A 23009-nucleotide genomic window follows, 5' to 3' on the forward strand; every position below is an offset into this window, starting at 1 on the left:
TGTCATTTCCCCTGCAGGCCTTCGACCTTCAACGCTTCCTGGACCGCGGGCCTCTCGGCGACGCGCGCGTGGTGCGCCGCGAGGTTCGGGTAGGGCGTCATGTCGATGTTCATCGGCTTGGCCCAGCGCGTGACGGCGAACAGGTACGCGTCCGCGACCGAGAAGTGTTCGCCCATCACGTAGTCCTTGCCCGCGAGCTGCGCGTCGACCCACTTGAAGCGCTTGGCGAGCTTGTCGCGCATGAGCTGCTTGCCCTCCTCCGGCATGGCGGCCACGAAAAGGGGGCCGAAGGACTTGTGGACTTCCGTGCCGGTGAACGCCAGCCATTCCTGCAGGCGGTATCGCGGCAGCGTGCCGTTCGCCGGCGCGAGGTTCTTCACGGGCACGAGGTCCGCGATGTATTGGAGGATGACGGGCACTTCATGCAGGCGCGTTCCGTCGTCGAGCTCGAGCAGCGGCACGTAGCCGAGGGGGTTGATGGTGTAGTAGTCGGTGCCGTCTTCCAGCTTGTGCGTCTTGGTGCTCGCGAGGACCGGCTCGAAGGCGAGGCCGGCTTCGCGCAGGCTGATGTGGGCCGACAGCGAGCAGGCGCCGGGCGAATAGTAGAGCTTCATGGTATGGCGGAGGAGTTGCGGGGATGCGTCGATGCTAGCGGCAGCGCGCGATTCGTGCAGGCCCCGCAGCGTCCCGCCGACGCGCCACAATGGCATTCATGAACCGCTTCGTGAAATGGGCGCTGATCGCGCTGGCCGTGGTGCTCGTCGTGCTGGGCGGCGTCGCCTTCGCACTGCAGCGCTGGGTGGGCAGCGACGATTTTCGCGCGCGCATCGCGCAGCAGGTCTCCGCCGCGGCCGGCGTGCCCGTGCAGCTCGGCGGTATCTCCGTGGCCCTGTGGCCGCTGCCCGCGGTCGCGCTGGACCAGGTGCAGGTGCAGAGCAAACCGCCTTTGACCCTCGAGCGCATCGAGGCGCGTCCCGTGTGGGCGGGGTTGCTGCGCGGACGGCTGGAGATTTCCACGCTCATCGTGCGCAACGCCGTCGTGCCCGAGCTGGCCGTCACCGCGATCGGCGCGGCGTTCCAGAAGAAGAACGCAGGAAAGAAGCCCGAGGCGGGCCGTGGATCGATGAGCTTCCTGCCCCGCCGCACCGTGCTCGACCATGTCACCTGGGTGCAGGCCAAGGGTGGGCGCGACACCGTCGATGCCCAGGCGACCCTGGACGACGACGGGCTGCCCGCGTCCGCGCGCATTGCCGTGACCGAAGGCAAGTTCGCGGGCGCCAGGGCCGCGGTGGACCGCGACGGCGACCACTGGGCAGTGAAGATCGACGTGGCGGGCGGCACCATCGCCGGAAAGGTGCGCCTGGCGACGGCGGGCAAGGGCGCCGCGCTGCTCGACGGCCAGCTGGACACCGCGAACGTCGAGATCTCCACGCTCACCGCGCCCAGCCGAACCTTGACCGGGCGCCTGGAGGCGCACACCACGCTGCGCGCGGAATTCAAGGATGCGGGTGCGCTGGCCGACGCCCTGCAGACGCAGACGAAATTCACCGTGCACAAGGCGGTGGTGCACGGCATCGACCTGGAGAAGGCGGTGAAGTCCGTGGGCATGAACCGCAGCGGCGAGACGCACCTGGACACGCTCGCCGGCAACGTGGCCACGCAGGGACGCACGGTGCACGTGACGAACCTCGTGGCGACCTCGGGCGTGCTGTCGGCCAACGGCAACGTCACGATGTCCCCAGACAAGGCGCTGAAGGGCCGCGTGACGGTGGACCTGGCCTCGGCGGCCGTCGGCGGCGCTATCGGCGTGCCGCTGGAAGTGGGCGGCACGCTCGACTCCCCGAGCGTCTCGCTGTCGCGCGGCGCGCTGCTGGGCGCAGCCGTCGGCACCGTCCTCGCGCCGGGCGTGGGCACGGGCGCGGGTGCGTCGCTCGGCGACAAGCTCGGCGCCGGCCTGAAGGGCCTGTTCGGCAAATAGCGCCCGTCCTACACCTGAGTCCGCCCGCTGCTGATCGCCCGGGCGCGCGCGCCCCCTAGCATGGAGCGTCAGGCATGTGCCTGGCTCTCACCCGGTCTCCCCCATGCACGTCTCCACGGTCGAAACCGTCCTCGAATACGAAATCAAGGCGCCCGCACATTTCTGCTTCAACCTCGAAGCGGCGAACTGCCCGACGCAGAAGATCCTGAGCGAACGCCTGGCGGTGTCCTCCGGCGTGAAGGTCCGCAGCTTCACCGACGAGGGCAGCGGCAACCGCTTCTTCCGCTTCGATGCGTCCCCCGGCGTGCTGCTCGTCGACTACAAGGCCGACGTCGAGGTCTATTCGGAGCCGGTGGACGAGCACCTGCCGGAATCGCCGGTCAGCGAGATTCCCGATTCGGTCTTCCACTACCTCATGCCCACGCGCTACTGCGAGTCGGATGTGCTGGCGTGCGCCGCGCAACAGATCTTCGGCCGGGAGGAGCCCGGCATCGGGCGCGTGCGCAAGATCGTGAAGTGGATCCACGACTCGATCCGCTACCAGCCGGGCAGCACCGATTCGACCACCACGGCGCAGGACGTCTTCGTGCGCCGGGTCGGCGTGTGCCGCGACTTCGCGCACCTGGGCATCACGATGTGCCGCGCCCTCAACATCCCCGCGCGGCTCGTCGTGGGCTACGTGTGGTTCGACGAGCCTCCGCAGGATTTCCACGCGATCTTCGAGGCGTGGATCGGCGGCCGCTGGGTGCTGTTCGACGCGACCGGCATGGCGCCGGTGGACCGCCTCGTGCGCATCGGCACCGGTCGCGATGCGAAGGACGTCGCGTTCAGCACCTTCTACGGCGCCGTCACCATGACCCGCAAGGAGATCATGGTGACCGAGCACGAGCCGCGCGTCACGCCCGACAGCGGGCCGGAGATCGTGGAGCTCGCCGCCGTCGGCGCGGTCTGAATCAGTCCTGGTAGCCGGGGGCGAGCCGGTCGAGCTTGCGGATCAGCGCGGGCCAGGCGATGTTCGCGCCCTGCCCCGCGGTGACGGTCTTCAGGACCTGCGCCATGCCATCGAGGATCTTCGGGTTCACCGTGGTGAGCTCGCCGCCGCCGGCGAGCGCGTCCACCTGGATGCGGCAGGTGTTCTCGAAGGTGTACATGTTCAGGAACGCATCGGGAATCGTCCGGCCCGTCACGAGCAGGCCGTGGTTGCGCAGCATGAGGAAGGTCTTGTCGCCGAGCGCCGCCTGCAGCCGCGGGCGCTCTTCGTCGCGCAATGCCACGCCTTCGTAGTCGTGGTAGGCCAGCGAACCCAGCACGAAGGTGCTTTGCTGGCTGATCGGAAGCACGCCTTTTTTCTGGGCGCTGACGGCGATGCCCGCGCGCGTGTGCGTATGCAGCACGCACGCGGCGTCCTCGCGCGCCTGGTGGATGCAGCTGTGGATGGTGAAGCCCGCCGGGTTGACCGGGAAGGGCGAGTCGATCACCTTGTTGCACGCCTGGTCGACCTTCACGAGCGACGACGCCGTGATCTCGTCGAACATCAGCCCGTAGGGGTTGATGAGGAAGTGGTGCTCCGGCCCCGGGATGCGCGCGCTGATGTGCGTGAACACGAGGTCGCTCCAGCCGTAGAGCGCGGCGAGGCGATAGCACGCGGCGAGCTGCACGCGCAGCGCCCACTCCTGTTCGCTGACCACCTGGCGAAGCGATGCGATTTCCATGGGGAGCTCCTGTAGTCCGGGATTCGGCGTGATGCCGATTTTCGCGCCGTGGTCAGCCCGCGCTGTCGCCCGGGTGACGGGCGGTAAGTTCGTATTGGCCATCGCTCGCCCCGTCCCTGCGCAGGTCGAGCCGGTAGCCCATGTCCTGCAGGGCCGCCCGGCACGCCTCGTGCTGCTTCCAGCCATGCGTGGAGAGGAAGAGCAGGGGCCGGTGCGCCTGGAGCAGGCTTCGCGCGCCCGCGAGTGCCTCCGACTCCGCGCCTTCGATGTCCATCTTGATCACGGTGGGTGCGGGCGCGCGGCCCGCCGCGAGGAATGCATCCAGCGCCGTGACCGGGACCTCCACGTCGCCCTCGCGGCTCAGCCGCCCCATGGATGCCGATGCGCCGCTCTTGAAGCGCGCCATGCCCTCGTGCCGCCCGACCGCGCAGCGCACGAGCGTCGCGCTGGCGATGCGGTTCAGCTGGAGGTTGCGATCAAACAGGTCCGCGTTGCGGGCCAGCGGTTCGAACGCGATCACGCGCGCGCCGCGGCTGGCAGCGAGCAGCGAAAAGAAGCCGACGTTGGCGCCGACGTCGTAGAACACGTCGTGCGGATTCAGCACGGCTGCGAGCTGTCGCTGCAAGTCGGCTTCGTACGTCCCCAGCCAGCAGCCATGCGTGCCCGACCTGGAGCGCCACCGCTTGCCGGCGAGCGGGCCGGACAAAATGGGCACCGTCATGTCCGGCACGAGTTTCAGCGGGAGCCGCACCAGCCGGGAGGCAGGGTTCCACATCGGCGTCCTAAGCGAGGCGATCCGCCGCCCACAGGACCTGGTCGATCACGGCCTGCACCTTGTGCCGCGACGCATCGGCCACGAGTTGGCCCTGCGCGTCGAACGCGTCCGCGGCGCGGCCCAGCGCGTAATTCGTCGGCGCGACCCAGAAGTGCAGGTTGAGCAGCAGCGGGACGAGGTGGCTTTGCGAGCGCAGCCCGCCGAGCGCGCCGGGCGATGCACTCAGCACGCCGACCACCTTGCCCCGCGTGGCGCGGAAGTCGTCGTTCCACACCGGGTCGGATGTCACCGGGCTGGAAATCCAGTCCAGCGTGTTCTTGAGCAGGGCCGGATAGCTCGCGTTGTATTCGGGCGTGCAGATGATCCACGCGGGATGCTCGTGGCCGAGCTGCTTCAGGCGCATCACGTCGGGCGGCGTGCCGCGCGCTTCGAGGTCGGCGTTGTACAGCGGCACGTCGAAGTCGGCGAGTTCGATGTGCGTGACCTGCGCGCCGCTCGCGCGGGCCATCGATGCGGTGACGGCCGCGAGCTTGCGGTTCCAGGAGTGCTGGCGGGTGCTGCCCGCGAAGACGAGGAGTTTCATGGCTTCGTTTCAGCGCCGGCGGCGAAACAGCTCCCGCCAGCCGTGCCAGCGCGGGCGCTTCGGCTCGGGCAGCGGCGCGACGCGCGAGGGCAGCGTGTTGGACATCAGTGCGCGGGGGCGGCCCTCGACGAGCAGCGCGGCCTCCTGCGCGCCGACGATCTTCTCGGCGGCGGCGCGGCCTTCGGACAGGACCGGCACGCGTCGCGTCGACGCGTGCGCGTCGGTCGCCAGCACGTGCACGAGGCCCTCTCCGAGCAGGCGCTCGGCCCAGTACTTCGGCCGCGGCCCGAACTGGCCGGTGAGCGCGCCCGCCGTCACTTGCAGCCACGCGCCCTGCGTGGTGAGTTGCGCGATCACCTCGTAGCTGTCCTCGATCCAGGTGAGGCGCTCGGGATGCGTGATGACGGGCACATAGCCGCAGGAGACGAGCTGGAACACCGACTGCGTGAAGTTCGGCGGCGCGACGTGGTGCGAGGGCTCCAGCAGCACGTAGCGCGTTCCGTTCAAGGTCGGGATCCCGCCCGCGCGCAGGCCATCGAGGATGCCGGGCACCAGGTGCACGTCGGCTCCGGTGGTGAGCTTCAGCGCGATGCCGCGTTCGTCCAGCTCGGCCTGCAGTGCGTCGCGCGCGGCGGCGATGCCCGCGCTGTCGTTCATGTAGAGGCCCGGATAGATGTGCGGCGTGCACGCCATCTCGCCGATGCCGTCGGCGACCGCGATACGCGCCATCTCCAGCGACATCTCGAGGCTCCTGGAGCCGTCGTCAATCGCCGGGAGGATGTGGCTGTGAAGGTCGATCATGTGTGCGCGGGCGCCGGGGCAGCGGCCGCAGGTAAATGCCCGCCAGCAGGGCGCCGAGGATGGCGTTGGCCGGAATGCGCAGGTTGAACTCTACCAGCGAGTGCGCGAGCAGCCCCAAAAGCCCCAGCCCGCACAAGGTGGCGGCCATCGCCTCGTCGTCCAGCGTTCGCTCGCGCAGCGCGGTGCGCGCGAGCAGCATGGCGCGTTGCGCGGCGAGCCACGCGAACGCGGCTGCCAGCAGCACGAAGACGAGTCCGCCTTCGAACAGCATCTCGACGTAGTCGTGGTGCGCATGGTTCGGGTAGCCGGCGATCGACTCGGGCAGGAAGCGCTGGAACGCGAGGTCATAGGTGCCCCAGCCCGCGCCCCAGGGCCAGAAGGCCATCGCGCCGTCGAAGCTGCGCTTCGCGAGCAGCCCGCGAAAGTCGGCGGAAGCGGCGAGTTGCGAGCCCGACATGCGCGAGAGCACGTTGTCGAAGCCGATCATCGCGCCCGCCGCGGCGACCAGCACGGCGGCGACGGGCAGCGCGAAGCGCAGCCCCCGGGACCAGCCGTTGATGCGCAGGGACGCGGCCGCCAGGGCCGCGGCAGCCGCCGGCAGGCCGAAGGCGGCGGCTCCGCGCGAGCGCGACAGCAGGATGCCCAGCACGAGCACGAGGCCGCCGGCGATCCACAGCGCGGTGGCGTGGCCGCTGGAAAAAGCGGTCGGCTTGCGCGTGGCGCCGGACTTTCGCTTGTGGCCGTGCGCGGATTCGAACCCGAGCCAGGTGTAGGCCGCCAGGGCCATGGCCAGGTAGTTGGCGAAGTGGTTGCGGTTGCCGAAGGTTCCGACGGGCGGGCCGTAGGTGTTGATGCCGAAGAAGAACGGGGAATGCACGCCGCCCGATACCTGCAGCAGCGCCAGCGCGACTTCGCAGAAGGCGACCGCGACGACGACGCGCAGCAGCATGCGCAGGCGTTGGCGCGAACCGGTGCAGGCGAGGAGGAACACCGCGACCAGGGGAAGCGCGGCCAGCAGCGATGCGGCCGTGGCACCGGGGCTCACCGACAGCGGCCGCCACCGGTCGTTCGCGACGCCGGCCCACGCGAGGGTGTCGGCGTAGATCTCGTGTCCGGGCAGGCGCGACCACAGGGCGGGCGGAAGGGGCGTGAGCTGCACCGCCGCCAGCAGCACCGGCGCAAGGAGCAGCAGCGCCAGCCATCGCGAAGGGGCCGGTGCTTCGGGATCGTCCGGGGCGCGCGCTTCGAGCAGCCACGCAGCCCACAGCGCCGCAAGCACCAGCAGGGCGATCCATTCGAGCGGGATCAGCGCGACATGCCGGTTGCCGCCGCGCATGAGGGGGGACAAGAGCAACAGAAGCGCGCCCCCGAAAAAGGCAGCGGGGCGCCAGGGCCCCGCCGTCCACGCGCCGCGACCGGTCGCGGTCATTGGCCGCTGATGTCGGGATCGGGAATGCCGCCGGTTCCGCCGTCGTTCGGGCCGCCCGGCTTCCCGCCGCCGCCGGTCGGGCCCGTGCGGATCGTGCTGTCGATGAGCGCGATCCCCGCGACGTATGCGAGGCCTGCCAGGGGCACATAGCTCGCGCCGCCTGCCGCCGCCACCGTGCCGCCGGTGAGCCAGAGGACCGCGGCCTTGCGGTCGTCGCAGGTGGCGGCGCTGTCCACCGTCAAGGTCTGGTTCGGCACGAGCGCGACGATGCAGCCGCTGCCGAAATCGAGTTCGGCCGATCCGGTGGAGCCGGTGACGAAGCGGCTGCCTTCGTAGACGGGCGCGTCGTTCACGACACTGCTGACGGAAGTGCCGAGGCTCACGGTGACCAGGCCTTGCACCTTGGCGGTCTTGCCGACGATCCTCGCGTTGGCCACGGCTGCCGGGCCGCTGGCCTGTGCCACGGCGGCGCCGGCGATGAGGACGGCGCCGAGCAGGGGGAGGTGACGGGTGAACATGGTGGGTGTGAAAGCGCGGCGTCGCGCAAGGTGCTGGTGGACTATAGGGGAAGGGGGGGTGAGGGTCAATCGAACGGCGGGCTCACCGGCCCAGCTTCTCCAGTGAAAACGCGTCAAATGCCACACGTCCGCGTGCGCCGAGCACGGCTTCCTGCGCGGCGAAGGTCTCGAGCTGCAGCACGGCCGCCATCCCGCAAGCGGGCGTCACCGTGAAATCGAACTGGAAGGCGCGCCACGCGCCGCCGGTGTCGCCGAGCGGTTCGGACCGCCCGGCCGGCGCGGCGGAAGCAGTGCATTGCACGACCCACGCGAGCCCCTGTTCGGCGCGGAACTGCCGCGCGAGGTAGTCGCCCTTGAGCCGCCAGCGCCCCTCCCCGATGAAGAGGGGCTGGCGCGCCATCGGCAGTGCGATCGGCCGGCCGGTGAAGCGGATGTCGAGGACGGCGCCGCGCTCTTCCGCGCCTTTGCGCTCCACGATGGCCCCGGCGCGGCCGGCGCTCCCCGCCGCGGGAATCTCCCAGTCGAAACCGTCGGGCTGGAAGGGGTTGTCGAATCCCGCGTTGAAGAGAATGGGCAGCGAGCGACCTTGCAGGGCCAGCCACAGGCTGTAGGCGTCCGCCCAGGACCCCGCCGCCTTGAGTTGCCGCGTGTACGAGCGGATCGCATCCGGCTCCAGGATGCCGGCCTGCAGCGCCTGCACGATCAGCGGCAGCGCGACGGAAATGTTCGCGCGCGCCTGCGGCAACTGCGCGAGGACGCGCGGCAGCCAGTGCGTGCCGGGCTTGAGGTACGGCGACATGAGCGCGCCCTGGCCGCCCGCGATGAGGCGCGCGAGTACCAGCGCGGCCTGCGGCGTGTCCCGGTGTTCGACGAGCTGCACGAGCGGCGCGATCGCGTGCGTCCAATCCTCCTTTTCCAGCGCGGCGACTGCCTGCAGCATCAGCACGCTCGGCTGCATCGGCGCCACTTGCGAGGCCGCCGCGACGGCCGGCGCGCTGCGCTGCGCCAGCGCGAGCTCGACGTAGGCATTGGCGTCGCCCGGGTTCGAGTCGAGCCGCGCGCGCAGCGCAGCGATCGCGCCTTCGCTGCCGCGCGCCGGCGCGCCGCAGAGGGACAGGTAGGGCGTGTCCTGCACGACGCAGGCGCGATCGAGGTTCACGCGCCAGGCACACCAGCCCGCCAGCGCCGCGAGCGCGAAGCCCGCCGCCGCGAGGGCGCGAGCGCGGGACGGGGTGAGCGTTGGCGGCCCGCTCATTCCGGCGCCCGCGCGAGGCGCGTCATCACCACCCCGCCCTCGCGCGAGGCGAATTCGGCCTGCACGGAGAAATCGCGCGGGGCGATGGGTTCGCCGCGCGACTGCACCGTGAGCCGGCCGGTGACGAGCAGGCGGCCATCGCGGGGCTGCGCATCGAACTGCACATTCGAGACCTTGAGCGGGCGCATGCCGTCGACCAGGTGGTTGTAGTGCTGCAGCAGCGCCTGCGCCGCCGGTGCGTTGCGCGCATCGCGGTCCACCAGCCCCATCATCCGCTCGCCCCGCCCGGACTCGATTTCCTGCAGGAGCCGGGAGAGCAAGGGGTGCACGTCCGTGAGCGTGGGCCCGGTGTAGGGCGGCGCTGCGATCGCGACGGCCACTTCCACCGCGGCGGACGCGGCCGTCCTCGCTGCGGATGGAGCGGTTGCGGGACTTTCGCGTTCGGCGGCCGGGGGTGGGGGCGGGGCAGATGGGGACGGGAGCGCTGCAAGGGGCGCCGCGCCTGCCGTCGGCGGCGCAGGCGGCGTGACGGCCGAGAGCTGCAACGCGGGGGCCGCGGGCGCCGCCGTTTCGGCGCCGGCACCCTCGGCCGGCACCGTCAGCGAGGCCTGGAGCACGTTCGATGCGCGGCTGCGGACGGAAGCGGCCGCGCGCTGCACCAGGCTTTCCTTGTCGGGCTGCAGGTTCGCGACCGCCGCCACGATGAGCGCCGCGCCGCCCGCGGTGCCGAATACGGCGGACAGGCGCCGCAGGTCGCGCCGGTTGTCCTCGGCGCGCCGCCTGCGGGGGGCGTTGCCGGGCGCCGGCCGGAGGCGGCCCGGCGAGGTCGGCGCGTCGAGCCCCGCGGGCTTCGTTGCCGGAAACGGTTCGATGGTGTCGTCGTAAGCCGCCCTTTCGACCGGCGAAGACAGGACCTCGTACGCGCGGTTGACGCGCGTGGCCGCATCGTGCGGCCACGCCGCACCGCCCACGTCCGACGCGAAGTCAGGATGCGTGAGCCGCATCATGAGGCGGTAATGGTCCTTGACCTGCTCGGGCGACGCGTCGTGCTCGAGCCCGAGCAGCGTGTAATGGTCGGCGTCGGGATAGAGCATCGCGCAGCGCACGAAGAAGCAGGCGGCTTGCCGCAGCGGCAGCGCCGGCGGGGCCGCCGCGGCGCTGGCGGGCGACCGGCCCGCGGCGAGCTGCAGCACGTCGTGGATGGCGGCGTACAGCAGCGAGGGCTGCCGCCGCGCCAGCGAGTACTTGCCCGGGGAGCGGTGGTAGTCGAGCAGCGCCGTCCGGATCGCGTCGAGCCGTGCCGAGGGGTCGGGCCTCATGCCGCCGGGCCCGGGGTTCAGGACCGCCGGTTGGTCAGCGCTGCGGCGGCCTCGGCGTGCTCGCCGTAGCCGTAGTAGGCGCCGTAACCCTGGAGCGTGCGCGCCTGGGCGAAGGTCAGCACCGCGCCGCGCGGCGACAGCCCTGACAGGCGCAGGCGCCGGAGTGCATCGCGGATGCTCGCCTTGCGCGTGCTGCCGGCGCGCACGATGAACAGCATGTCCTGGATCTGGTTGCCCAGCACGATCGAATCGGCGATGCCGAGCACCGGCGGGCCGTCGACGATGACGTGGGTGATGCCCACGGCAGACGCCTTGTCCAGCAGGGCGAGGAGCTTGGGGCCCATCAGCAGGTCGACCGGGTTCGGCGGCGAGGGGCCGGCGGTCAGCACGGACATGTTGGGCACCACCGTGGGCTGGATGAGCGATTCGCCGCGCGCGTCGTCGGACAGCAGATTGGACAGGCCCGTTTCGTTGGGGATGCCCAGCATCTTGTGGATGGACGGGTTGCGCATGTCGCCGTCCACCAGCAGCACGTGGTGGCCCATCTGCGCGAAGTTGATCGACAGGGCCAGGGCCGTGGTGCTCTTGCCTTCGTCGCGCGTCGTGCTCGTGACGAGCAGGCGGCGCGGCGCGCCGTGCGAAGTGGAAAACTGCAGCGCCGTGCGCACCGAGCGGTAGGCTTCGGCCATGCTCGAGCGCGGATCGGTGTGCACGTCGATCGCGATGGAGCCGGCGTCGCTGCGCTTCTTGTCGCCCACCGGCACGACGCCCATGAGGGGGACGCCCAGGACCCGTTCGACCATGTCGGGGAAGCGGATCGAGTCGTCGAGGTATTCGAGCAGGAACACGAGGCACAGGCCGAGGAAGAGCCCGATGCCCAGGCCGGCGAGCAGGTTGGACTGCAGGTTGGGTTTGTAGGGAAAGAGCGGCACCGCGGCCGCATCCACGATGGACAGGTTGTTCGTGGTGAGGTTGCTCGAGATGTTGACCTGCTTCAGGCGCTCGAGCAGGCTGTCGTAGAGCTGGCGGTTGGTGTCGACTTCGCGCTTGAGCAGGTTCAGGTCGATGCTGTTGTCCTGGGTGGACAGCACCTGCTTGCGCGTGCTGCCCAGGCGTTCGCGCAGCAGCGCCTCCTGGGCCTTCGCGGTTTCGTACTGGGCCTTGATGACGGCGCCCACGGCGAGCATCTCCGTCTTGATCTGCGCATCCACCTCGGCGATCTGCGCGCGGATCTGCTGCATCTTCGGGAAGTCGGGTTTGAAGATGCGCAGGTTCTGCTGGTATTCCAGTTCGAGCTTGGCCTTCTGCTCCTTGTAGGTCTGGACGGTCTTGTTGTCCAGCGACTGCGTGGCCCGCTCCGGGTTGGCCTTCACCTCGTTGTACAGCGCTTCGGTGCGGATGCGCTCCTGCTCCGCGCGCGCCAGTGCGGCCGCGTAGTCGATGTAGGTCTGGTTGATCGCGCTGGTCTTGTCGTCGAGCGTCAGGATTTCCTTCTTCTGCGCGTACTGGTTCAGCTTGCGCTCGGACTCCTCGAGCTTGACCTTCATCTGCTTGATCTGGTCTTCCAGGAAGGTCTTCGCATACCCCGAGGATTCGATGCGCCTTTCCTGGCCGAGCGAGACGAAGGTCTGGGCCGTGGTGTTGGCGATCCGCGCCGCGAGCGCCGGGTCCACGTTGTCCACGGACAGTCGCACCAGGCGCGAGTTCTGCACCGGCTCGACGGCGAGCGCGCCGAGGAAGGCGCCGACCACGGCTTCGCGGCCCAGGATGTCCGGGTCCGCGGTGGAAGGCGTCGAGAGCTTGCGGTAGCCCGAGACGATCCGGCCGATGTAGCCCTCGGGCGGCGGCGCGGATGCGGCGGACTCCTGCCCCGCGGCCGGGCCCTTGGGCATCGCCCCGGGGACGGCGTTGGCCGGGCGCGTGCGGTCCAGTTGCAATTCGTCGATCACGCGTTCCGCGAGGGAGCGGCTGCGCAGGAGCTCGTATTGCGTTTTCAGGCCCAGGTACTCGTCGACGGACGCCTGCTCCAGGTCCACGTTGCCGCGGTTGAAGTCCACCACGCGGGCAGGGGCGCGTTCGATCTGCAGCACGGTGGTCGCGCGGTAGGTCGGGCGCAACAGGAAGGTGTTGATCCCGGCGATGCCGGTGGAGACCAGCACGACCAGCAGCAGCGTCCACTTGTGCTTGAGGATCATCCCCAGCAGGTCGGTGAGCGTGAGGGCGCTGGCGTCGTCTTCCTCCTCTGCCTGGCGCTCCATGGGGGACTGCAGCATGTAGGGATGCCGCAGCGCCAGCTCGGTCGGCCGGTGCGTGAGGGGTGAGGGGATGGTCTCGTGAGCCATGGTGTCAGTCATTGGGCGGCGCGCAGCTGTGGCATGGTGCGCCTGCGGCCGTCACTATCGGGTGCCCAGCACGGAGAAGGGGTTGATCGAGTCGATGATGTCGCGGAACAGCGAGTCCTTGAGCATCACGCGTGTGCTGTCCCGCTGCACGACGATCAGGTCGTCTCCACGGATCGGCGGGTCGTCGTTCTTGCCGGCGCGGATCTTCTCGATGTCGTACACGGCGACTTCGCGCACGCGCTGGTCGTTGACGCGATAGAGCATGACCTGCGAGGAATTGGCGATGGGCGCGAAGCCGCCGGCCAGCGCGAGCGCGCGCAGCAGGGTGATCTGGCCGGTGAGCGGGAAGATGCCGGGCCGGTTGACCGCGCCTTCCACCGTGATGCGCTCGGTGGTGAATTCCTTGATGAAGATGGAGACCTGCGGGTTCTGCAGGTACTTCTCGCGGTAGCGGTCCGCGATGAGTTGCTCCACTTCCTGCGAGCTGAGGCCCGCGACGACCACCTGCCCGATGAGGGGCATCGAAATCGCGCCCGCGGCATTCACGCGCACCGTCCGCTTCAGGTTGTCGAGGTCCAGCACTTCGATGTCGATCAGGTCGTTGGGGCCGACGCGGTAGTCCTTGCCCAGGCTCACGAGCGGAACGGACATCGACTGCGGCACCGGCGCGCGGCGCGCGCCCGGGTCGGCAGGCGTGGCGCCGGCCTCGGACGGCTGGGCGACACCGACGCGCATGTCCATGGCTTGCGCCGCGCACAGGCCGTGGAAAGCCAGCGCGATCACCATGAGACAGGCACTCATTCTGATGGGTGACAACATAACCCCTTCTTAGGACAACCGGCCATGCTATGCCGGCGCCGTCTGCAGCTCAATGGGCGGCTGCGACCCTCACCACCAACTGTGGGAGCTTCGTGACATTTTTCAGCAGCAGCGTCTGCAGGCCGCCGATTCCATTTTGCCGCAGCGCGGTGTAGTCCTCGCGCGACTTGGTAAGGATGTTCAACAGCGACCGGTTGCTCGCGCCGCCGGTGCGCATGCGCACCAGGACCTCGGGCACATAGGCCGCCTTCACACGCCCGCGCCAGAGGAGGCGCAGCATGTTGTCGTAATCGGCTGCGATACGGAAGCGCGTGTCGAAGTTCCCGAGGCGCGAATACACCTCGCGGCGCACGTAGAACGTGGGATGCGGCGGCATCCAGCCCAGGGCCAGCAGGCCGCGGTGGTAGCGGCCGGCCTGCCAGTAACGCACGACGCGCGAAGGCTCCTTGCGGCTGACGTAAACCAGGTCGCCGTAGACGGCGTCCACCGAGGGATCCTCGAAGGCGGCGGCAACGCGCTCCAGGGTGTAGGGGGACGCGTATTCGTCGTCGGCATGCATGAAGCCGATCACATCGCCGGTGGCAGCCGCGATGCCCTTGTTCAATGCGTCGTAGAGGCCGCTGTCCGGCTCGGAGACCAATGTCGCAATCCCCGCGCGGTGTTGCCGCACCACGTCCAGGGTGCCGTCGGTGGAGCCCCCGTCGATCACCACATGCTCGACACCCGCCCAGCTCTGCCCATGCACGCTGCGCAGCGCATCCCCGAGCGTATCGGCCCGGTTCATGACGGCGGTGATGACAGATATCTGTAAGGACATGTGACAAAGACTTCAGGGTGTGTCAATGCATGATAGCCAAACCCCACATTCCTGCAATCTCCTTTAGCGCTTTGGTTACACCTAAGAGCGATTCCAGTGACGGAAGCCACACTTTTAGCGATTGCGTTGAAGCCGGAACTTGTATATCGGTCGGATAGGCAATCAGTTCCACAGGTTCCTGGGCCCAGACCATTTCGAACGTCTTGACCGCCCGGGGCATATGCAGCGCGGAGGTGACGAACAGGATCCGCTTCGCGCCGACGGCCCGCAGGACGGACCGCACATTCGCCGCGTTTTCCCAGGTGTTGCGGCTCGCAGTCTCCCGGCGGATCGCCTGCGCGGGCACGCCGAGCACCGTGAGCATCTGCGCGATTGCATCCCCTTCGGCCTGCTGGGCCTCGGTGCCGGGCTGGTTGCCGCCGGAAATCACGACCCACGGCGCCTTGCCGGCCCTGTATAGCGCTGCTGCCTCCCAGACGCGGCCGGCCGAGGGTCCCAGGGTGAAGGTCGGCTGGAGGGGCGGCCAGGCGCCGCCGAGCGCGCCGCCCAGCACGAGGATGGCGTCGGCGCGGGGCATGGACGCCGCCGGCCGCGCGGGATAGCGCGATTCGATGGAGGCGACGAGCGCTTCGGCGACGATGGGCAGCGACGCGACCCACAGCAGCGCGAGCGCCGCCGCGCCGCAAACCAGCGCGCGCCGCGCCTTGCGCCGCGCCGCGAAGACCATCGCCAGCAGACCGAGGGCCAGCACGACCGTGAGCGGGGACAGCAGGTAGCCCGCGACCTTCGCGATTTCGAACATCAGGCGGCCTGGGCGCGCCGCAGCACGCGCGTGCCGAGCACCAGCATGTCCATCTTCGTGCGCAGGAAGCAGTCCAGCGCCTCGGCCGGCGTGCACACGACCGGCTCGTTTTCGTTGAACGAGGTGTTCAGCACCATGGGCACGCCGGTCTGCGCGTGGAACGCGGAGATGAGCGCGTGGTAGCGCGGGTTCACCGCGGCCGTCACGGTCTGCAGCCGGCCGGAGCCGTCCACGTGCGTCACCGCCGGGATCAGCGCACGCTTTCCTTCGCGGATCGGGAAGACCTGCATCATGAAAGGCACGTCGGCGTCCTGCTCGAACCACTCGTGCACCGCCTCGCGCAGGACCGACGGCGCGAAGGGGCGGAACGACTCGCGCCGCTTGATCTTGAGGTTGAGGATGTCCTTCATGTCGGCGCGCCGGGGGTCGCCCAGGATGGAGCGGTTGCCCAGCGCGCGCGGCCCCCACTCCATGCGGCCCTGGAACCAGCCGACGACCTCCCCGCGCGCGATCGCCGCGGCGGTGTCGTGCGCGAGTCGGGATTCGCCGGCCGCGTACGAGACGGTGCAGCCCTGCGATTCGATGCGCGGGGCGTGGTCGCGCAGGACCTCGTCCACTGCGGCGTCGTCGAAGCCCGGGCCCCAGTAGGCGTGGTCGTGCACGGGACCGCGCTCGCCGCCCAGCGCGTGCCACACCGAAAACGCCGCGCCGACGCACCCGCCCGCGTCGCCCGCCGCGGACTGCACGTAGACCTGCCTGAAGGGCGTGCGCGCGGTCACCTTGCCGTTGGCGACCGAATTCATCGCGCAGCCGCCCGCGATCGCGACGGCATCGAGCCGGTGGCGCGCATGCAGCGTGGCGAGCAGGTGGAAGAAGGCTTCCTCGTACATCGCCTGCGCCGAGCGCGCGAGATCCTTGTGGCGCTGCGTGAGCGGCTCGTCCGGCGCGCGGGCGGGCCCCAGCAGGTCCACCAGGCCATCGCTGAACAGCGTGCCCACCGCGGGGCTGCCGCCTTCCCACTGGTAGTCGACCTTCTCGCGGTGATGGCGAAAGCAATCGAGCTCGAGCCGGTAGGAGCCGTCCGGCTGCAGCAGCACGATCCTGCGCATCGCCTCCAGGTGGCGCGGCTCGCCGTAGGGCGCGAGGCCCATCATCTTGTACTCGTCGCCGTAGTGCGGAAAGCCGATCAGCTGCGTGAGCGCCTGGTAGAAAACGCCCAGCGAATGCGGGAAGAACACCTGGCCCTCCACCTCGATGTGCGTGCCGCGGCCCACGCCCCAGGCGGCGCTCGCGAAGTCGCCGAACCCGTCCACCGAGACGCACACCGCCTCGTCGAAGGGCGAGACATGGAAAGCCGACGAGAGGTGCGCGCGGTGGTGCTCGATCGCGTGCACCTGGCCGCCGAAGGCCTCGCCGGGAAATTCCCGCGCGAAGTGCTGTGCGACGCCGGCTCGGCGCGTCTTGTTGCGCACCCGGTCCGCGACCAGCGACAGGTCCGGGCGCTGCAGCAGCGCATACGCGAGCTTGCGGCCCAGGTGCGCGCGGCGGTTCTGGTTCAACGCGACGTGCTCGACCTGCGACAGCTTCACGCCGGCCTGCGCCAGGCAGTAGCGGATGGCCTCGGACGGGAAGCCGGCCCAGTGCTTGACCCGGCGGAAGCGCTCCTCCTCGGCGGCGGCGATCATCTCGCCATCGCGCAGGATGCACGCGGCGGCGTCGCCGTGGAAGGCGTTGAGGCCCAGGATGATCGTCATGCGTGTTCGCGCCCGGACAGTTGCGCTTCGACGAGCCGCGCGGCGAGCAGCGTCTCGGCGATGGCGCGCTGCAGCGCGTAGAAGAGGCCGCGCCGCCCGTCGAGGAATCCCCGGCCGACCGTGAGGCAGTACAGCGGGACCAGCCAGGGCGTCACGACCACGAGCCGGCGCAGGCGGTCGCGCCACGCCAGTTGCGCCCAGGGCGTGGAGCGCAGCAGCGCGCACTCGAGGCGCGCGTAGCGGTCCTGCGACGCGAGCCAGGCGGAAAACGGCTTGCGGTCGTCGTGCAGGATGGCGTGCGACAGGTTGCGCGCTTCGCCGGGCGACACCAGCCGCTGCGTGTGCCCCTCCTGCACGTAGCTCGCGCCCTCGCGGCGGAACAGCACTTTCACGGGCGGGTACAGGGAGCCCGACAGCGGCTCGCCCGCGATGCAATAGCGAAAGGACGCCCGGTACGCGGTGACGGCGGGGGGAGGCTCCAGCGCGTCGATCTCGTCGACCAGGGCCTCGGGAAGCACGTAGTCCGCGTCCAGCGAGAGCACCCACGCGGCGGCGATCCCGCCGTCCCGCAGGCCGTGATTCCATTGCGCGGCATGGGTGTCGAAGGCCCGGGTGGCCACACGCACGTTCGGATAGCGCGCCGCGATCTCGCGCGTGGCATCGGTGCTGCCGCTGTCCAGCACCAGCACGCGCGGGAAACGCTGCAGCGCGTCCAGCGTGCGGGCCAGGTTGGCTTCCTCGTTCCAGGTGAGGACGAGCACTTCAACGCGAGCCAGGAAATTCATTCGTCTCGTTCAGGATGCGGCTGTAGAGGGCCAGCAGCGCGGTGCCCATGGCGCCTGCCGAGAACCGTTCGGCGGCCAGGCGCCGCGCCCGCGCCGCCATCGCTTCGTGGCCCCGGGCGTCGCCGATGATAAGGCGCACACCCGCGGCCACGGACCTCGCATCGGGCGCGACGGCGACGCCCGCGCCGGCCGCCGCGACCTCCTGCGCGATGGCGACGCCTTCGCCCAGCACGCACGGCAATCCGGCGGCGAGCGCTTCGGCCGCGGCGATGCCGAAGTTCTCTGAGAACGAGGGCAGCACGAACAGGTCCGCTTGCGCCAGGGTGTGCGCCTTGGCCTCGCCCGCGACGTGGCCGAGCCAGGCGACACGGTCGGCGACCCCCAGTTCCTGCGCCAGCGCCTGCAGCCGCGCCACGTAAGCCGCGTCCCCGCCGCCCGCGAGGGTCCAGCGCAGGTGAGGCGTCTCGCCGCGCAGCTGTGCCGCGGCGCCCAGCAGCGCCTCGATGTTCTTCTTGGGATCGATGCGAGAAAGAAAGAGGGCATTCGAGGCGCCGGATGGGTCCCGCGTCCGTGGGGGCGGCGACGGCACATCCTCCACGCCCAGCGGGATCACCACCTCGCGCAGGGGGACGCCCCATTGCCGCGCCTCGCGCGCTTCCGCGTCGCTCGTGAAGTGGACCGCCGCCGCGTGGCGCAGCGTGCTGCTTTCGATGAATCGCATCGACAGCCGCTTGAGCCAGGGCCGGTGCCGGGTCATCCCGTACGCATTGAGCGAGCCCATGGGCCGCACGATGTAGGGCACGCCCGCGCGGCGCGCGGCGCGGGCCGCGGCGGCGCTGGTGAAGGAGAACAGCGCGTGGATGTGGATCAGGTCGAAGCGCCGCGCCTCGCGCGAGATCCAGCGCGCGAAGCCCGGCGCGGATTTGTAGAAGTCCGTCCGCTTGGCGAAGTACCAGTGCGTCGCTCCGTTCTCGGCCAGCGGTTCGCCCAGCGGCTTGCCGTTGCGCTGCCCGGGCCCCGCATCGTCCGTGGTCGCCGTTTCGACCTGCAGCCCCTGTCCGCGCAACGCGCGCTCCATGAGCAGCAGCGCTTCCGTCGGGCCGCCATCGGCGCGCGACAGCGAAGGGATGACGTGCAGGACCTTCATCGGTGCGCGAGCGTCCACCGCACCGCTTGCAGCGTGCCCTGCACGGAGCGCGCGATCGAGTAGGACGCTTCGACACGGCGGCGGGCGGCGTCGCCCATGGCGCGGGCACGCACGGGGTCCGAGGCGACCGCCAGCAGGCGGCGTGCGAGCGCCGCCGTATCCGCGAAAGGAAACACGTGCCCCGTCTCGCCGTCGCCCACCAGGTCGCCCGCGCAGCCGACGCGGTCGCTCACGATCGCGGGCAGGCCGCAGGCCATCGCCTCGTTCACCACCAGCCCCCAGGTCTCGCCGAAGTCCGAAGGCAGCACGAGGCAGTCGCAGGCCGCGTAGGCGCTGGGAATTTCCGTCTGATTGAGAAAGCCCGCGAAAGTGACGGGGAGCCGATGCGTCGCGACGAATTCCCGCGCCTGCGCCATCAGCTCGCCCGTGCCGATCACGAGCAGGTGCGTCGAGGCGTTCACGGCCACGGCCTGCCGCAGGGCTTCGAGGAGATCGAGGATGCGCTTCTTGGGCTCGAGCTTGCCCGCGTAGCAAAAGCACGTGGCGTCGGCCGGGATCGACCAGCGCTCGCGCAGGGCCGCGCGCTGCGGACGCGCCGCCTCGGCCGCCTGCGCGAAGCGCGCGTTGTCCACGAAGTACGGGGTGTCGAACAGGCGTTCGTCCGCGATGCCGTAGCCGGTGTAGAACGCCCGGCTCGCGCGGCCGATCGGCAGGAAGGCGTCGCACGCCCGCAGCAGGAGGCGGTGCAGCGCGCGCACGTGCCACGGCCGCCGGCGCAGCGCGTTCGACTCGCCGCGCATGAGGACGGGGATGCGCAGGCGGCGCGCGGCCAGGAGCATCTGCAGCAGCGGCCACGCATGCCAGCCCGTGAGCAGCAGCACGTCCGGATCGAGCTCGCGCAGCAGCGCCGTCGGCTGCGCGATGCGCGCCGCGAAAAACCCCTGCAGCCCGCCGCGGCCGAGGAGCTGCGGCACTTTCCGCCAGCGGTAGCCCTCGAGGATCGGGATGTCCCAGGTGAACGCGACGCCGAAGCCCTGCCCCTGCGCGGCGGCGTCGGGCAACTGCACGAACAGCACCGAGAAGTCGATGAACGGCTCCGCCGCGAGGGCGCGAAACCACGGCGCCTGGTACTGGATGGGGTGGGACGCGACGGCGAGGACGCGGGGCGGGCCCGGGGGCCGTGCGGCGGATTCGGAACTCACGGCTTGCGTTGCGCGGACGCTTGCGGGAACACGGCGGGACGGCTGGGACGGTAGCCGGCAGGCGGCAGCGGATCGTAGCGATGCCGCGGCGCCGGCTTCTTCTTCAGGCCGTCGCCGCGTGCCGCCAGGGCCGGCATGGCCAGCAGGAACCCGAGGCACCAGCCGAGGATGAGGAGGATGAACAGGTCGCTGTAGGCTTGCGTGGCGACCGTGAATGTCGCGGCGTTCGCCACCAGGAACGCGACCAGCCCATAGGCCACGCGCATGTGCTGCGGCGAAATTTTCGCGACCATCGCGAGCTGCTCGCGCAGGTGGCGCCCGAGCGCCACCACCAGCCAGGCGGCCAGCAGGAGCCCCGGGATGCCGAGCTCCATCGCCACCTTCCCCAGCCCGCCTTCGGCCGCCCAGCGGTTGATGTTGTGCTGCTCGGCGATGTCGTTCGTGCCCTGGCTGCCCGTGCCGAGCCCGGCGCCGAACCAGCCGAAGTTCTCCACCGCCCACACGAGCGGCTGCAGGCCGACCGCATTGACGCGCCGGGGCAAATCCGCGAAGACCGATTGCCCGCGCACGGCATACCCTTCGATCTGCTGCGCGTTTTCCACGGTCATCGACTTGGAGTACGAGTTCTGGACGAGGTCGGGCGCGATGAACCCGACGATGCCCACGTAGCCGACGAATCCCATCAGGAGCACGGCCATGCCCAGGCGCGCCATCCCGCGCTGCAGCCACGCGACCAGGAAGAGGTAGGTGCTGATGAAGATGGTGATCTCCACGAGCATCTTGCGCCGACCCGTGAGGATGCCCAGGCTCACGAGCAACGCGATCAGCCCCAATGCGAACAGGATGCGAAACAGGGTGGGCTTCTTGCCCAGGGACAGGATGAACACGAAGCACGCGATAGTCGCGGTGTGCCAGGCGGCGATCTCCGAGGCGCGGAAGAAGCCCGAGTGCGCCTTCAGGACCGTGCCCACGTCGTAGATGACCTGGCCTTCGCCGATCTCCCCGAGCGTGCGCCAGGTGAGGCCGATGTATTCGAAGTACACGCCCGACAGGCAGATGAGCGCGACGACGCTGTAGAAGAGCATCCAGCGCCGCACGCCCAGCACGCCGCGCCTGGACGCGTACTGGTAGGCGAGGACCACCGCGGGGATCGGCGCGAGCCATACCAGCAGCCCGATGCCCATCATGGTGGCGCTCCCGTAGCGGACGAAGGTGTGGAAAGCCTGGGCGATCACCAGGCAAAGGAAGAGCCAGAACGGCGCCTTCAGGTTCTGCCGCCAGCCCCGGATGACCGAGGGCCCGAGCGGCACCCGCACCAGCGCGGCGCGTATCCAGGCGATGCCGAAGATGATGCCCACGAGGACCACGTAGTACACCGGCTGTCCCGGGGCGAGCTTGCGCAGCGGATCCTGCGCGATGCCCACCACCACGCACATCACCAGGCCCTGGCGCCAGTCCAGCATGGTGAGCAGCCCGGCGAGGAGCAGGATGCCGATGGTGATTTCGTTCATGGGCCTGTCCCGGCTTCACGCAGCGGCAGCAGCCGCGGGCCGCGCCGCAGGAGCGCGAGGGCCCACGCCATGCCGCCGAACTCCGCCAGCAGCGTCGGCGGGATCCGCCAGGGATGGCGCAGATGGTAGCGGGTCGCGACGGCGCGCAGGGGGCGCGTGAGGAAGACGCCCATCGATCCGGTGCGAAGCCCGTGGTAGTAGGCGCCGACCGCGTGGTCCGGCCGCCAGGTGGTGAGGTGGCCGCCGAAGGTGCGCGTGCCGCCGTCGGAGGCTTTCAGGTGGTGCAGGCATGCCGCGGGCTCGAAGCGGATGCGGGCGCCGGCGGCCCGCAGGCGGTGGGCGAACTCGGCTTCGAAGCGGTACGCCACGCGCACGAAGTTTTCGTCGAAGCCGCGCAGGCGCAGCGCGAGTTCGCGCGGCAGGGAGAAATTCCCTCCCATGAATTCATGGAGCTCGGCCGGGCGCGTTTGCGCGAAATGGAAGTCGCCCGCGTCGAAATCCGCGAGCGACTCCTGCCAGGGCTGGATGACGCGGCCCGCCACCAGCGCGGCGGGGCCATGGCCGTGCGCGGCCGCGTGTCCGACGAGGAGGCCGGGCTCCGGGCGGATGTCGTCGTCCAGGAACAGCACCACGGCGCAGGCGGCGAGCTCGAGGCCGCGGTTCATCGCCGCCGTGATGGAAGGCTCCGGGAGCCGCACCCACCGGATGTCGCCGCTCGCGTCGAACGCGGCCAGCCGCTCCTCGGTCGCCGCGTCGTGGCGCTCCGTCTGGTCCATGACCAGGATCTCGCCGGCGCGCGGCGCGAGGGCGAGCAGGGATTCCAGCGTGGCCACCAGCACCCGGTCGCGCCGGTAGGTGGGGATCACGACGGACAGGTCGAGGCGGGGCGCGTCGTTCATTCCCGCACCCCGATCTGCCGCGCGGGCACGCCGGCGACGATGGCGCGGTCCGGCACGTCCCGCGTGACGACGGCGCCCGCCGCGACGATGGCGCCGTGACCGATGCTGACCCCCGCCAGCACGACGGCATGCGCGCCGAGCCAGGCGTCGTTGCCGATGCGCACGGCCTTCGTGTCGTGGCCCTGGCTCGCGATCGTCGCACCCCAGGCGCGCCGGTGGTGGTGGTCCGTGATGAAGCAGCCGGGCGCGATCAGCGCGTGGTCGCCGATGGTGAGTTCGCGCGCGATGTCGAACTCGGTCCCGAAGCCCACGAAGGCCTGCTCGCCCAGGTGGATGCGCGCATCGGGCTCCACGATCTTGATGTGGACCTGCCGCTCCAGTTGCACGCGTGGGCCGGTGTGGAGCAGCCACGGCCGCTCGATCGCGCAGTGCGCGCCGATGCGGGTCTTGGCCCCCAGGCGCGCACCGCGCGCGCGCCACCATGCCGCGCGCAGCCGGTCGAGGGCCGTGCGGACCAGGCCGCCCCAGCGGCGCTCGATGCGGACGATCGGGTTGTCCATG

At 70.2% G+C, this 23009-nt stretch carries 22 protein-coding genes; 2 read left to right on the forward strand and 20 right to left on the reverse strand.

From position 1 onward, the window contains the following. Positions 1-2: 2 nt before the first annotated feature. Complete coding sequence (gene gstA / locus I5803_RS13475; protein WP_196986856.1) at positions 3-614, reverse strand: glutathione transferase GstA; 612 nt, start codon at positions 612-614, stop codon at positions 3-5. Positions 615-712: 98 nt separating this feature from the next. Here gstA and I5803_RS13480 point away from each other — a divergent pair, with 98 nt between their 5' ends. Both I5803_RS13480 and I5803_RS13485 read left to right on the forward strand, forming a co-directional pair. After that, the gene (locus I5803_RS13480) at positions 713-1978 is read left to right on the forward strand and encodes an AsmA family protein (protein WP_196986857.1); all 1266 of its coding nucleotides are present in this window, start codon (positions 713-715) and stop codon (positions 1976-1978) included. A 103-nt stretch (positions 1979-2081) separates the two neighbouring features. Beyond that, positions 2082-2930 (forward strand): transglutaminase-like domain-containing protein, encoded by an 849-nt coding sequence (locus I5803_RS13485; protein ID WP_196986858.1) that lies wholly within the window; start codon positions 2082-2084, stop codon positions 2928-2930. Between the two features lies 1 nt (position 2931). Here I5803_RS13485 and I5803_RS13490 read toward each other — a convergent pair whose 3' ends face one another. The 19 genes from I5803_RS13490 to I5803_RS13580 form a co-directional block, all read right to left on the reverse strand. Further along, positions 2932-3690: a class II aldolase/adducin family protein gene (locus I5803_RS13490; protein WP_196986859.1), complete on the reverse strand. Its 759-nt coding sequence runs from the start codon at positions 3688-3690 to the stop codon at positions 2932-2934. A gap of 52 nt (positions 3691-3742) precedes the next feature. Further along, positions 3743-4465 carry an FkbM family methyltransferase gene (locus tag I5803_RS13495; RefSeq protein WP_196986860.1) on the reverse strand — a complete coding sequence of 241 codons (723 nt, stop codon included), beginning with the start codon at positions 4463-4465 and terminating at the stop codon, positions 3743-3745. 7 nt (positions 4466-4472) lie between these two features. After that, positions 4473-5048, reverse strand: coding sequence for an NADPH-dependent FMN reductase (locus I5803_RS13500; protein ID WP_196986861.1), 576 nt, complete (start codon positions 5046-5048; stop codon positions 4473-4475). 9 nt (positions 5049-5057) lie between these two features. After that, positions 5058-5849, reverse strand: a complete 792-nt coding sequence (locus tag I5803_RS13505; RefSeq protein ID WP_196986862.1) for a tyrosine-protein phosphatase — start codon at positions 5847-5849, stop codon at positions 5058-5060. Then, entirely contained in the window at positions 5812-7203 is a 1392-nt protein-coding gene (locus I5803_RS13510; protein WP_196986863.1) for an O-antigen ligase family protein, read from the reverse strand. The genes I5803_RS13505 and I5803_RS13510 overlap by 38 nt, the downstream gene beginning before the upstream one ends. 71 nt (positions 7204-7274) lie before the next feature. Further along, positions 7275-7796, reverse strand: a complete 522-nt coding sequence (locus I5803_RS13515; RefSeq protein ID WP_196986864.1) for a FecR family protein — start codon at positions 7794-7796, stop codon at positions 7275-7277. 82 nt (positions 7797-7878) lie between these two features. Then, entirely contained in the window at positions 7879-9051 is a 1173-nt protein-coding gene (locus I5803_RS13520) for a tetratricopeptide repeat protein (RefSeq protein WP_196986865.1), read from the reverse strand. Then, positions 9048-10370, reverse strand: coding sequence for a J domain-containing protein (locus I5803_RS13525; protein WP_196986866.1), 1323 nt, complete (start codon positions 10368-10370; stop codon positions 9048-9050). The genes I5803_RS13520 and I5803_RS13525 overlap by 4 nt, the downstream gene beginning before the upstream one ends. A gap of 17 nt (positions 10371-10387) precedes the next feature. After that, positions 10388-12712 carry a GumC family protein gene (locus I5803_RS13530; protein WP_196986867.1) on the reverse strand — a complete coding sequence of 775 codons (2325 nt, stop codon included), beginning with the start codon at positions 12710-12712 and terminating at the stop codon, positions 10388-10390. Between the two features lie 54 nt (positions 12713-12766). Further along, positions 12767-13513 carry a polysaccharide biosynthesis/export family protein gene (locus I5803_RS13535; RefSeq protein ID WP_196986868.1) on the reverse strand — a complete coding sequence of 249 codons (747 nt, stop codon included), beginning with the start codon at positions 13511-13513 and terminating at the stop codon, positions 12767-12769. 67 nt (positions 13514-13580) lie between these two features. Then, a complete protein-coding gene (locus I5803_RS13540; protein ID WP_196986869.1) occupies positions 13581-14348 on the reverse strand; it encodes a glycosyltransferase family 2 protein in 768 nt (255 codons plus the stop codon). Between the two features lie 22 nt (positions 14349-14370). Further along, positions 14371-15150, reverse strand: a complete 780-nt coding sequence (locus I5803_RS13545) for a YdcF family protein (protein WP_196986870.1) — start codon at positions 15148-15150, stop codon at positions 14371-14373. After that, positions 15150-16904 carry a carbamoyltransferase family protein gene (locus I5803_RS13550; protein ID WP_196986871.1) on the reverse strand — a complete coding sequence of 585 codons (1755 nt, stop codon included), beginning with the start codon at positions 16902-16904 and terminating at the stop codon, positions 15150-15152. Before I5803_RS13550 ends, I5803_RS13545 begins: the two co-directional genes overlap by 1 nt. Next, complete coding sequence (locus I5803_RS13555; protein ID WP_196986872.1) at positions 16901-17689, reverse strand: glycosyltransferase family 2 protein; 789 nt, start codon at positions 17687-17689, stop codon at positions 16901-16903. Before I5803_RS13555 ends, I5803_RS13550 begins: the two co-directional genes overlap by 4 nt. Further along, on the reverse strand, positions 17667-18836 hold the full coding sequence (locus I5803_RS13560) for a glycosyltransferase (protein ID WP_196986873.1): 1170 nt from the start codon (positions 18834-18836) through the stop codon (positions 17667-17669). Before I5803_RS13560 ends, I5803_RS13555 begins: the two co-directional genes overlap by 23 nt. After that, the gene (locus I5803_RS13565; protein WP_196986874.1) at positions 18833-20038 is read right to left on the reverse strand and encodes a glycosyltransferase family 4 protein; all 1206 of its coding nucleotides are present in this window, start codon (positions 20036-20038) and stop codon (positions 18833-18835) included. Before I5803_RS13565 ends, I5803_RS13560 begins: the two co-directional genes overlap by 4 nt. After that, positions 20035-21549 carry a hypothetical protein gene (locus I5803_RS13570; RefSeq protein WP_196986875.1) on the reverse strand — a complete coding sequence of 505 codons (1515 nt, stop codon included), beginning with the start codon at positions 21547-21549 and terminating at the stop codon, positions 20035-20037. Before I5803_RS13570 ends, I5803_RS13565 begins: the two co-directional genes overlap by 4 nt. After that, entirely contained in the window at positions 21546-22448 is a 903-nt protein-coding gene (locus I5803_RS13575; protein WP_196986876.1) for a glycosyltransferase family 2 protein, read from the reverse strand. The genes I5803_RS13570 and I5803_RS13575 overlap by 4 nt, the downstream gene beginning before the upstream one ends. Further along, positions 22445-23008 (reverse strand): acyltransferase, encoded by a 564-nt coding sequence (locus I5803_RS13580; RefSeq protein WP_196986877.1) that lies wholly within the window; start codon positions 23006-23008, stop codon positions 22445-22447. The genes I5803_RS13575 and I5803_RS13580 overlap by 4 nt, the downstream gene beginning before the upstream one ends. Between the last annotated feature and the right edge of the window lies 1 nt (position 23009).

This window comes from Caenimonas aquaedulcis, from assembly GCF_015831345.1.
Lineage (GTDB): Bacteria > Pseudomonadota > Gammaproteobacteria > Burkholderiales > Burkholderiaceae_C > Ramlibacter > Ramlibacter aquaedulcis.